Origin of the sequence: Rhodococcus olei (genome assembly GCF_039540555.1) — a bacterium.
Classification (GTDB): domain Bacteria; phylum Actinomycetota; class Actinomycetes; order Mycobacteriales; family Mycobacteriaceae; genus Rhodococcus_G; species Rhodococcus_G olei.
In genome coordinates this window covers 41,074-53,439 of sequence record NZ_BAABFB010000040.1, presented here as the reverse complement: position 1 = coordinate 53,439, position 12,366 = coordinate 41,074, and the positions used below count along the sequence as shown (strand labels likewise).

The following is a 12,366-nucleotide window of genomic DNA, read 5'->3' as shown; positions in this document are numbered from 1 at the left end:
AATCAGGCGCGACGCACTACTCGTTGTGACCGGAGATTCGGGCCTTCTCGCGAAGGACGGCCGCGGCGGCCCGGACATCGACAGTTCGTGCGGCTAGCGTACGGCGGGCCAGCGACTCCGGGAGTGCCGCGGCGAACTTCAGTCCCTTGAGGGCGTTCCTGTCGACGAGGGGGTGCGGCTGGTCGCCGGTGTGTGTTCGCAGCGCCGCCAAGCCATGTCGAATTTCCTCGACCGACAGATCGCTGTGCAGACGAAGTGATTCCGCACCAACGCGCTGACGCGCCGGAACGAGATCCGACGCCCATGCGGCGAGGGTTCGGTTGGCTTTCGCTCCTGCCCACGTCCACCAGCGCCAGTCATCCCGCCCGTCGCGGGAGATGACGAAAGCGCCCTCGGTGACATGATCGGCGCGCTGCAGTCGCACGTCGTCGAGTGTCGCGACGGCCCGGCGGGTGAGGGTCACGCCTGCGGGCTGGGCTCCGAGCAGAACCTCACGCACGCCGCGGGTGATCTCGAACGACGCGCCGTCGGGAAGCGACATCCACTTCGCGCGGCCCTGCAGGTCGGTGTTCTCGACGAACACCTGACGACGCTTCCAGTCGATGTGGGTGACCTTCCAGGAGCGGCCGCCGAGTAGCAGGACCCGCGGCCCTTCGATGTCGTCGGTGAGCACGCTCGTCTCGACAGAACCGATCTCCTGTCGCCCGGCGAACACCCTGAACTCCGGGGCCGCGGTGAACACGGCGAGCAGATCCATGAAGTGGCGGCGCCCGAAGTGCTTCTCCGACTCGGGTCCGATGAACGCGGACCCCGAATCGTGTTCGAGGAAACCCTCTTCCAGGAGGTAGTCGAAGATCTCCTGACTATCCGGTCCGAAGAGCGGCAGCGGACCCCACGTCTCCTGCCAGCCGGTGAGTGGCACCCGGCGAGTCTGCAGCGCCGAAGCGAGGATCTGCTGCGCGGCGATGTGCCGCGGCTCGGGCGTCGCGACGACCGGCTCAACCCAGCCGGTGGACCAGCACTGCAGCATCCCGAGGGTGCTGAGTACCGCGTCGTCGGTGATGCCGAGGAACAGGCAGTTTCGGGTGGTCCCGGGACGCCGGCCGGTGCGGCCGAGGCGCTGCAGGAACGACGACACCGTGCGCGGCGCGTTGATCTGGATGACGCGGTCGAGGTCACCGACGTCGATGCCGAGTTCGAGGGTGGAGGTGGCGACGATGACGCAGTCGCGGGCTTCGGCGAACGCCTGCTCCGATTCGCGCCGTTCGGCCGCGGACAGCGACGAGTGCGACACGAACGTGGTGATGCCGCGACCGCGGAGCAGGGTGCCGAGTTCCTCGGCGAGACGGCGGGAGTCGACGAACACGAGCCGCTTCTCGCCGGCGTGCAGCGCGGCGATGACCTTGGTGGCGTTCTCGACGCTGCCCACAGAGTCGACGGTGATCTCCGGAACCACCGCGCTTCCGGGGACAGCGGGGGCGATGACCCGACCGGCGGCGGGTTGCCCACCCTGCAGCCAGCCGAGCAGTTCGTCCGGGTTGCCGACGGTGGCGGACATCCCGATCCGCTGCAGCCGGCGACCAAGTAGTGATTCGAGCCGGGCGAGGACGGCGAGCAGGTGCCAGCCGCGGTCGTCGCCGGCGAACGCGTGCACCTCGTCGACGACGACGGCCTGCACACCACCGAGCACGGTGGCGGCGTCGACACTCTCGGACACCAGCATCGACTCGAGCGATTCGGGTGTTGTGAGCAGGACGTCGGGGCGGTCCCGCTTGATGCGGTCGCGGACGGACTGACTGACGTCGCCGTGCCACGTCATGGCGCCGCGGCCCATCCACGCGGCGTACTCGTCGATCCGCGGTTGCAGGTTGTTCAGCAGTGCTTTCAGCGGGCACAGGTACAGCACGGAGATGCCGTGCCACCGTTCGCGTTGCATGCGGGTGAGGATCGGGAACATCGCGGCCTCGGTCTTGCCGCCGGCGGTGGGTGCCAGCAGGATCGCGTCCGACCCGGCCGTGATGGGTGCGATGGACTCGTCCTGCAGCGGCCGCAGTCCGGGCCAGCCGAGGGAGTTGACGATGTGGTGCTGCAGCACCGGGTCGAGCAGGTCGAAGCCCGCCATCAGTTCGACGACCCCGTCACAATTCCACCTCGTCGGCGGTGGCGGCCCGCGTGATCTCCGCCTTCTCCGTGTCCGCGATCGTCAGCGAATAGTGCTGGCGCGGATCGAAATCCGGGAACTGGTCGACGCGGTCGAGGACGTCCGCGACGAGCTTCTTGAGGAAGATGCGCGGCGAGACACCGACCTTGCCGCCCAGCGCACCGGCCACCGCGGACGCGAGGTCGCGGAGGTAGGCGTCGTCGACCATCAACCGCACCCGGTCCGGCGCGGAGGAGCCGTCGGCGTAGATGTCACGCACCCGGACACCGACCTCGACGAGCCGGTCCAGGTCGAATCCGGTGAGCCGGATCTGCGGGGCGCGGGGGTTGTCGAAGCGGGCGTCGGTGCCGAAGTCGGTGTGCAGCCGCTGCGCGAGTGGCGGCAGGGACTGCACCCCGAGGCGGCCGTCGAAGAATGCCGGGGTGCCGGTGATCAGCAGGTACAGGCCGGGGTAGCGGCCGGAGTCCAGCTCGTCGATCCACTGCCGCAACGCGTTCAGGGCCTTGGCGCGGCTGTCGCTGCGCATCCGCTGCAGCGTCTCCACCTCGTCGATGACGAGGACGAGACCGGGGTGCCGGGAACCCTTGAGGACGGCGAGCAGCCCCTGTAGGAACCCCATCGCGGCGAAGTGGTCGACGTCCTGCCTCACCCCGGCAGCGCGCTTCGCGGCGGCGCCGACATGCGGTTGGCCGCCCAGCCAGGCGATAAGCGCGTCGGCGGTGGCGGCGTCCTCTCTTTCCAGCGCCGAGCGGTAGGCGCGCAGCACCATCGGGTACGTCGGTGCCGCGGTGGCGACCGACTTGAGTCGCTGCTCGAGCAGCTCCAGCACCTGCTCGGAGGTGGCTTCGTCGACGCCCGCGGCGGTGGCGGCGTCCTCCTCGATGCCGTACAGCCACGCGTCGATCACCGGGCGGAACGCGCTCTTCGCGAACGCGGACGTGCGCAGCTCCTCGATGGTGCGGCGATACACGGTTTCAAGCTTGTGCAGCGGGGTTTCGAGCTCACTGATCTGCACCTCGGCGACGGCGAGGCCGCGGCGCATCGCCCGCTGCTCGACCCATCGGGAGAAGAACGTCTTACCGGATCCGTACTCGCCGCGAACGGCCTTGAAGGCGCGCCCACCGGCGGCCACGGCGTCGAGGTCGGCGTCGACAGTCGCCGCGAAGCGGTCGATGCCGACGGCGAGGGCGTCGAGGTTGCCGTCGGGGACGGTGCCCTGCCGCAACGACTGCAACAGCTCGCGGCGGCGGACGGGCGACAGCGTGCTCATCAGGCGACTCCGAACTGTTCGAACAGTGCGGCGGATTCGAGCTCGAGGTCGCTGCCGGCCACAGAGAGGACGACGACGCCGTCGATGCCGAGCACCTGGGCGAGCACCTGAACGGCCGGGCCCGCGCGGAACGTCTTGACGTCCAGGATCTGCGCGGCCCGGGCGAGCGGCAGCACGCCACCACCGTCGACGGTTTCGCGGAGCAGGGCGGCGATGGCGTCGCGGCTCATCTTGCGGCCGTACGTCTTGTACTGCTGTGCGAACAGGTCGGTGGCCAGGAGCTCCGCGACCCGGTCGCGGCCGCCCACCGGCGTGGTCGTCGTCGACGGTGTCGTGGAGGTGCCGCCGAAGTCGAACAGCGACTCCTCCTGAGAGGGAGTCTTGGTCGTCGGCTTCCGCGGGGGCTTCGTCGGTGTCGTGACGACCGTGGGTGTGGGTGTGGTGGTGCGGGTCGGGTCCCACCACACCGGTTGCGGTGCGGGAGCCTCGATCAGCCCGAGGTGGGACGGGGCCGCGCCATTGACGAGGATCGTCACTGGGATCGCGACCTCGGCGAGCGCGCCGCCGCCGTGGTAGCCGGCCTTGAGGCCCGTGTAGCGCAGCTGTTCGTCGACGGCGAGGACGGCACGATGGTCGTCGGTGAGGACACGCGGCCCTTCGACGAACACCTCGTCGGCCGGCAGCGTCGCCGGGTCGACACCGGCGGCAAGGCGATAGCGGGCCGAAACCTGTTCACCGCGCTGCACACTGGGCTGCTCGCGGCGTTCGACGACGTGCCCGTGATCGGAGACCAGGACGACGGTCCTGCCCACCGCCGCGGCCGCGGACATCAGCGCGTCGAGCCGTTTGAAGCGGTCGATGGTCCACACGGTTCCGATCGGGTCGGACCGGTCGAGGGCGTCGTCGATGTCGTTGAGGACGCACGCGACGACGGGACGGTGATCGGTGTCGTCGATGGCGGCGCGGACGTCCACGGCGAGTGCGCTGCCGCGGGACACCGTTTCGAGGTCGGCCTTGTGAAACAGTACCGGCCCCTGCCCACGCATGCCCTGACCGGCGAGCCACGCCGAGAATCCGTCCCGCTCCTGCGCCTGCCCGCCGCGATCGAGGACACCGGACAGCAGCGAGCAGCGGGAGAACTCGGTGAGGGTGGGCAGTGCCGCCATGACGACGGTGACCGGCTCGGTGTCGCGGGGGATGTACGCCTGCCACTGCGGCCGGTTGCGGCGCACCGCGTCCGCGACCACCTCGTTGGCCGCGGAACCGCTCATGCCATCGGCGACGATGAGCAGCACCGGCGACGGGCGGGCGTCCTGCATGGAACCCTGCGACCGGACGGTGAGCGGCTTGACCACGCGGTCAAGGAGGTCCTCGACGTAGGTGGGGGCGTCCGCTCCCATCGTGCGGTAGGTGCCGGAGGTGGCGAGCAACGCCGCGAACGCACGATCGTGTGCCGAGCGGCGGCCGCGGACGGCGGTGACGATGCGGTGGGCCGTGCTCGCGAGGACCGCGTTGTCGGCACCGATGAATGCCTCGTCGACGGCGCCGTCCACCCACGACAGGTCCGCGCGGTAGGAGCTGAGCCACCCCGCGAGCGTGGTGGGTGCGGTGTCGGTGCGGCGCGTCCACCGCAACAGGCGAAGTGCGGCGGCTGCGACGCGGACGTCGCGTGAGGCGTCGGCACCGTCGACGCGTGCCAGGCGGTGCGCGGTGACGTCGGCCCACGCGTTCTCGACGGCGGTGATCGCGGTGTCGTCCGGGGTGCGGTCGGCCGCGTCCAGCGCGGCGGCGAACCGTGCGATGCGGGGTGCGAGGGCGGACGGCAGCACGTCCGATCGGCCGACGAGCGCGGTGGCCTGCAGCTTGGTGACGAGGTCTTCGGCACGGCGGAGCGTGGCGTCGGGGACGTCGCTGCCGGCGACGGCGAGGGTGGCGGTGTTGCCCCACACCTTGATCTCGGCTTCGGTGACGGTGTGCCGTCCGAGTTCGACCTCGAGGAGGGTGCTCACCTTGCCGGTGACATTGGAGGCGGCGGGGACGATCGCAGCGGAGGAGGCCGAGTCGTCGATCAACGCCGCGACGAGGCCGAGCGGCACCAGCTGTTCGGGTCCGCTGGACCGAAGGACCAGCGCGGTGGTCCGGCCGAGCGGACCGAGTTTGCGTTCGAGCCAGGTGTAGAACTGTTCGACGAGGGACGCGTCGGTGCGGGACTGCCACGCGGTGAACTGGGTGGTGCGCTCGGTGTCCGTGGACCACAGCGCGACCTGGTGCGGGGTGAACTTGTCCGGGGTCAGACCGAAGTTGCGGCCGGCCAGCGCACCGAACAGGTGGTCGGAGGTGAGGACGCCGCCGGGCGCGGGCGGCACGGTGTCGTCGAGGGATCGCAGCGCGGAGCGTGCCGCGTTGTTCTCCAGCGACAGCAGGTTGAACTCCTGCCGGTTCGCCTTGAACAGGTCACGCAGCGCCGGCCACGGGTCGAGGTTCGACAGCCGCCCGACGGTCAGGTGCTCGAGGACCCCGACGGGCAGCTCGCTCGCATCACGGTCGGTGAGCACGACCACCCAGTCGAAGTTCGACCGTTCGGTGAGGGCATCGCGGATCGCAAGCACGCTGGACGCGGTACGGATCCGGACGGTCGAGCCGTCGAGGTCGAACGAGTCGGGCCCGGACCATGTCGGCACCGCGGCGACCGCGAGGACGCCGTGTCGGTGGCCCTTGACCCGGAGTTGCCCGATGAGGGTTCGGATTCCGGGGAGGTCGGCCTCGGGAAGGCTGGTCGCTGTGGTCACGACTGCTTCCGGGTGATCGTGACGGTGAACTCGTCGTCTGGGTAGGTGGCGATGAGCTCCTGCAACTGCTGCTCGACGACCGACCGTGCATTGGCACCGCGCACGGTGAAGGTCTGCGGCGTGGTCGGCGCGGGCGGCGGCAGCACCACCACGTCGGGATCCGGCTTCGGCGGCAGCGGCGGGGTGACGACCGGTGGCTTGATTTCGACCAGCGCTTCGAGCCATGCGTCCCGGGCGCGGTCCGCGGTGGCGAAGGCACTCTCGAGCGACTGGGTGAGTTCCTGCGCCAGCACCGCCCTCTGGAGATCTGTGAGGATCGCCTTCGCCTGCGCCGCGCGATCGTCACCGGCCGCAGCGCCGTTCTTGAGTACATCCCACCGCGTCGGCGGGTAGCGGAGGAGAACCCGCTCCACCTGATCTGCGGACGAGAGCGACTTGCTTGCTTCGGTATCGGTGCCCCGCAGGGTGGCTCCCGCGACGGCGGCCACCAGCTCGAGATTCGTTGCGCGGGCGAGCCTCGTCTCGAACAGATCCAGCAGGTCCGTGGCGAGCGCGTAGCGGCCCTGGTCGGCATCGAGCCCGAAGTAGCTGTACGCCTGACCGAGGGCGTTCACGAACTGACCGCGACCGGTGAAGGTGGAGCGGGCGTACTCGCGCACCTGCTCGGCGAAGGTCGCGAGGTTGGCGGCGGTGAGGTAGTCGTTGACGTTCTGCCCGGTCCAAGACTGCCAGCGTCGGACGGCGTCCGACCACGTCTGACGGTCGGGCAGCTCCTCGAGGCGCAGGGTGGTTCCACGCCGGATGTCGCCGATCATCGCCTCGGGGGTGGGCGAGGAGTGCAGGAACCAGGACCGCTTCGTCTGCGCTGCCCAGGCGGCGGCAATGAGGTCGACGATGTCGGGGGTGAGTCCGCGCTTGGGGCCGCTGGCGTTGATGGCGGTGCGGAGCACGTCGATGTCGACGTCGCCTTGCTCGTCGATCGCGAGGCGAGCGAGTTCCTGCGTGATGCGGGTCTGCCAGGCCGTGAACTGTTCGGGCCCGAAGATCAGGTGGGTCTCGTTGACTTTCGCCAGGCCGAGCGGTTCGACGACGCGGCGCGCGGTGTCACGGTCACCGCGGGTGCCGCCGTCGAGCGCGATTCGTCCGTCGGACTGCGACTGCGCTTCGCGCAGCCGGGTGAGGACGGTGTTGAGGTCGCGCCGGGTGATGAGCTTGTCGGCGGGGGTGAAGTCGGGGTGGTCGGGGTACAGCGCGTCGAAGGCGTCGCGGATGAGGCGGTCGACGGCTTCGCCGAGGGTGTTGCCGATGGGCGGCTGTGCGACGAAGCCGGCGTGCAGGGACCGTAGCGGCGGCTGGCTCTCGGCGAACTTGGCGCCGCTGGCGGTGCCGTACGCGACCTGGATGGCGTTGCCGAGTTGGCCGCGGACCTGTGACTGCTGCTGTTCGAGGATGGTGCGGGCGGCGATGCGGTCGCCTTCGGAGAGTTCGTTGGCGTAGGTGGCCCAGCGGTCGCCGGTGAGTACGTAGTTCAGCACGACGAGGCGGCCGAGCTGGCGGACGACTTTGTCGGGGAAGAAGTTCGGAAGCCACGCGATGGTGAACCGGTCCTGCCCGGTGCGGAGCAGCTCTTCGATGCGGTCGTGGTCTTCGGCGATGGTGTGGCCGGGGTCGTCGAAGGGCAGGTCGACGATGAGCCGCAGCGCACCCTGGGTGGCGGGTCGGAAGCGGTCGTCGGAGAGGTAGCCGCGGTCGCGGACGTTGCCGAACACCACCTCGATGGGGCGTTCGGTGCCGCGCCAGATGACGGTGCGCAGCATGGCGTCGTCGAGGGTGCGTTCGGCGCCGACGACGTTGAAGTGCTCACCGAGCAGGGTCCGCATGAGTTCGCGGCGGCGTCCGTCGGTGTCTTCGCCCTGGGCGCGGGTGATGATCCGTTCGTAGTCGACGGATTCGAGGGTGACGGAGATGATCGGGTTCGCGTCGGAGGTGACGGAGACCTCCGGGATTTCCGCGGCCCACTGCTTGACCTTGTTGGTGATCTGCCCGACCTGGTCTCCGGGGATGAGGGAGACGACGCTGCCGTGGTTGAGGGAGGCGAGCCGGCTGGCGTCGATCTGCTTGAGCGCGGGCACGTTCGGCGCGACCGCGGACATCAGCAGGGTCTTGGCGATGCGGATGTCGGCGCGCAGGCCGGGCGGTACGTCGGCGTCGGGGGTGGCCTCGTCGACACCGGCGTTGCGGAAAAGGAACGGGCGCAGCTTCTCGGTCCACAGGGTGCGGGCGGTCTTGAAGGTTTGGGCGGCGGCGTCGTTGATGGGGGTGGAGTTGGCGCTGTCGATGATGTAGTCGAACGCTTCGCCGACGGGGATGACGTGGTCGATGGTGAGGCGATCGGCGCTGTCCTGCAGCATCTGCTGCATCACCTTGAGCGCGGTGCGTTCGCGCTGCATCTGCCCGGACAGGGCCCGCAAAGTCGCGATCAAGGCGGGGGAGAACGGGTAGGTGAGTTTGAAGGCATCGGCGTCGGAGCCGCGGTGCTGGTCGTCGGTGTTGACGCCGTCGAGGAGGACGTCCCACACGCCGGGGTTGCGGTCGAGGCGGGCGAAGGCGGCGTCGAGCGCAGCCTGCGCTTCGTCGTCGACGGGCTCCAGCAGCCGCTTCTTCGCGATGAACGGCAGATTTTCGTCGCCGAGTTTGACGTCGCCGAACCGGCCGGCCTGGTGCGCGAACGCCTGCTCGACGGCCTGCTGGGTGGCGCCGGATTCGGCGCCGCCGGCAACCCAGCGGGAGAGGTCGTGCTGGCGGGCGATGAACGAGGTGATGGGGACGGCGAGGCGGCCGCGGCTCGTCTCGACGAGTTTGGTGATCTTCTGGACTTCGGCGTTGAACTTGTCGCGTTCGGTGATGAGGAACGTCAGCCACAGCACGAGCTCATCGAGCATGAGGACGACGCCCTGGTAGCCGAGGGATATGGCGTGGTCGGCGATGACGGCGAGCCCGTCTTCGAGGGACAGCCAGTCGGTGTTGCGGGAGTAGCTGGTGAAGTAGGACGCCATCAGCGCCTGCTGCAGCCGGGACCGCTCGGCAGGGTCGGCGTCGGGGGCGGCAGCCGCAGCGTAGGTGTCGGCGGTCCAGGTTCCGGCGGATGAGCCGAGGGCCGCCCAGTTGACGGTGCCGGTGGATGCTGCGGACCCGCCGGTGGAGTTGAGGGTGGTGAAGAACTTGTCGTCGCCGACTTCGGCTCGCCGGTTGTCGGCGTCGGTGAATAGGCCACCCGCGGAGTGAAGCACGGGGGGCAGGGTGTCGGGGTGCAGGGTGTCGATCTGGCGGAGGTACTGCTCGAACAGTGCAGATTCGATGCTGGCGGAGTCGAGGAAGTGGAAGGCGAGCCGCAGGAGCTTCGCGTCGGCGATCTTGGGGTGCTTCGCGACGATCGGCTGCAGCTCGGGAACGGAGAGTGCCTTGGGGGAGTGCCCGAGGATGCCGTGCAGCACGGCCATGAAGTGCGACTTACCGGAACCGAACGAGCCGTTGAGGTAGGCGGCCTTGTTCTCGCCGGTGCGCAGCGACTCCTCGACCACTGACAGGGCCTGGTCGAAGGCTTCAGCGATGGCGGGTGTGACGACATAGGAGTCGACGGTCGCGGCCAGCTGATCCTCTGCGACCGAGTCCGACAGGCGCAGCACGTAGTCGTTGGTGCCGTGTGAGACCGGGATGTCGAAGGTCTGCCGCAGCGTGCGAGCGTTGGACGTGGCGCCGGGGAACATCGGGTGCTGTACTCCGTTCGAACAGGGCTTCGGGGTCGGCTCGATCGCACAGTTCGGTGCGCTTCGCGTCTCCTGCATCCTGCCACGCGTGCCCGTCGGAACTGCGACCCTGACGACTGCGAGCGATTGCCTACAACGTCCAGATTTAGTGTGTAACCGTCGTTGATGCCGGCGTGCGCAATCGAATGCGTCCCCTGGGGCCGAGCAAGACAAACCCCGTGCACAGCGAGCCCTTATACTGCCCACGTGACAGACAGCGCCGATCGTGTCAGCGAAGACGAAGTTGAACGTTGGTTCGAAGAAGACTCACCCTCCAGTGGGGGAGTCGAACAGGATGCAGACAAAGACGACCCCGCCGAAAAATATGCGCGGAGCCAGCTTCGGGTTGTCCGGGAGACCAAAGACTATCAACTCGACTATTTGCGACACGCGCTTGAGCCGGGTAGGGAATCTATCGATATATCGCCTGCTTACCAGCGGCGGTTACGCTGGCCAAACAAGAAGAAGTCGCTTCTAATCGAGTCGTTTCTGTTGAATATTCCTGTGCCGCCGATCTACCTTTACGAGCGTGACTACAACTCATATGAGGTTATCGATGGCCGGCAGAGACTAGACGCAATCAGTTCGTTTATGGCAAATGATTTCGCGCTCAGTGGTCTTGAGTACTGGCCTGAGCTCAATCGTAAGAGATTTCGAGATCTTCCCACCGTTTTGAAGAATGGCCTGCTTCGCAGAAGCCTTCCCGCGGTTGTACTACTCGCTGAGACGCAACGGTCCGATGAGGACGGCCTAGACGTCAGGCGTGTATTGTTCGACCGGTTGAATACTGGCGGTATTAAGCTGAATCCTCAGGAATTGCGTAATGCCCTGTATCCAGGATCTCTAAACGACTTGTTGATTCGGCTGTCGCGATCGGATGCATTCAGTGCGACATGGGGGATTCCATCCAGGACCCCTAACGAGGATCGCGAACCGCCACAGGAGTTGCTGGATAACCCCCTGTATGCCAGTCTGGCCGATGCGGAGCTTGTGCTGCGCGTGTTCGCACTGAGAGATGCGATCGCCACCGGAAAGCGGGGATCCCTTCGACGAATACTTGACAGCTACATGAGTGCAAATTCAGATGTATCTGAGGAGCGCGCGGGAGATTACGAACGCTCGTTCCTCGACTGTCTAGGTCGGCTCATAGTTGTGTTCGGAGACGATACCTTCAGACTTCCAACGACCAGCCGGTTGAGCCGACCGCTATATGACGCATTGATGATTGCCTTGATGTTAGATGAAATGGAGGATATAGAATACCGGGCCGCGAGCATTCGGGAGGCGTTGGCCCTGGCATTTGCCGAACCGGATGAATATGAGATTCTGGTTGGTAGGGGGAACACCATCGATGCGATCAAAGATCGCGTCGAGCTCGCGTCTCATATCCTGAACTCGGGTCGTAAGCTTGATGACTAGCCAACTGGATGTTCCCCTCGATGATTTCCTTAACGATCTCGGACGCGCTGAGCGACTTCTGCGCTTGATCTCGGAGTTCCGCACATTCGGCGCCTCCGCCGCCAGTCACGTGGGTGAGGGTAATCAATCTGACCCTCATTGGGATGAAGCAAAGAAACTTGGCGAGACCGCCCAGGTCGTCCGACAGGATTTACCCGTGCTCGCCGGGGCTCTTCATCTGTATATCTGCGGCCGTTTCGAGTATTTTGTCCGCGAATTGGTTGTTTCGGTGTCGGATCTTCTAAGCGGTACTGCTGAAAGGTACATGGATCTCCCGAAGAAGTTGCGAGATGAGCTGTTCGCGCTCACGCTTACAGTTGCGCAAAACCCGTCCAGATATGGATACAGGCCAGAAGAGACCGAGAGCTTTCTCATTGCACTCGCAGCAGGATTATCTGACGGCCAGGGTTCAGTAGAAATTAAGTCGGAGGTATTGGCAATAACCGAGGCGAATATGAACCCTCGGGTGCTTGCCGATGTTCTTAAACGCGTTGGTATCAATTCAATTTGGTCGGATCTGGGCAAGCAAGCAAGGTTTAAAACTCACTTAGGGGTTCGCTCTGATGGGGACTGCACCAAGGAGGCGGAGGGGCGACTTGCCAAAATAATGAGAGATCGAAATTCATTCGCTCACCCAACATCGTCGACGGAATTCCCGGACGTTGATCAAGTGCTCGATAGTTGCAGTTTCTTCCGCGTTCTGAGTGAAGTCATAGTTGACATCGCTAAACTTCCACCAGGGAAAGATTGACCCTGTTCGAGTCTTGTCGATGCTTGGATACTATTCCTGAATCAGATCTGATCTGAGCTAGACCTCGGATTACGACTGCGACGCAGTTTAGGGAGCTGGCATTCGTAGTAGGTAATTGTAATGTGCCTAGA

6 protein-coding genes are annotated in these 12,366 nt (G+C 66.3%); 2 read left to right on the top strand and 4 right to left on the bottom strand.

Features of this window, described 5'->3' with window-relative positions:
- Positions 1 to 16 precede the first annotated feature (16 nt).
- Genes ABD951_RS12520 through ABD951_RS12505 form a run of 4 tightly spaced genes read right to left on the bottom strand, consistent with a single transcriptional unit; the run spans position 17 to position 9,987 of the window.
- Positions 17 to 2,122, bottom strand: coding sequence for a DEAD/DEAH box helicase (locus tag ABD951_RS12520; RefSeq protein WP_345345205.1), 2,106 nt, complete (start codon positions 2,120 to 2,122; stop codon positions 17 to 19).
- A gap of 16 nt (positions 2,123 to 2,138) precedes the next feature.
- A complete protein-coding gene (gene brxD, locus ABD951_RS12515) occupies positions 2,139 to 3,431 on the bottom strand; it encodes a BREX system ATP-binding protein BrxD (protein ID WP_345345203.1) in 1,293 nt (430 codons plus the stop codon).
- Complete coding sequence (gene pglZ / locus ABD951_RS12510) at positions 3,431 to 6,220, bottom strand: BREX-2 system phosphatase PglZ (protein WP_345345201.1); 2,790 nt, start codon at positions 6,218 to 6,220, stop codon at positions 3,431 to 3,433. Before pglZ ends, brxD begins: the two co-directional genes overlap by 1 nt.
- On the bottom strand, positions 6,217 to 9,987 hold the full coding sequence (locus tag ABD951_RS12505; RefSeq protein ID WP_345345199.1) for a DUF6079 family protein: 3,771 nt from the start codon (positions 9,985 to 9,987) through the stop codon (positions 6,217 to 6,219). The genes pglZ and ABD951_RS12505 overlap by 4 nt, the downstream gene beginning before the upstream one ends.
- A 246-nt stretch (positions 9,988 to 10,233) precedes the next feature.
- On the opposite strand from ABD951_RS12505, the gene ABD951_RS12500 reads away from it, so the two are divergent.
- Both ABD951_RS12500 and ABD951_RS12495 read left to right on the top strand, forming a co-directional pair.
- The gene (locus ABD951_RS12500) at positions 10,234 to 11,445 is read left to right on the top strand and encodes a GmrSD restriction endonuclease domain-containing protein (RefSeq protein ID WP_345345197.1); all 1,212 of its coding nucleotides are present in this window, start codon (positions 10,234 to 10,236) and stop codon (positions 11,443 to 11,445) included.
- Positions 11,438 to 12,235, top strand: coding sequence for a HEPN domain-containing protein (locus tag ABD951_RS12495; protein ID WP_345345195.1), 798 nt, complete (start codon positions 11,438 to 11,440; stop codon positions 12,233 to 12,235). The genes ABD951_RS12500 and ABD951_RS12495 overlap by 8 nt, the downstream gene beginning before the upstream one ends.
- Positions 12,236 to 12,366 lie beyond the last annotated feature (131 nt).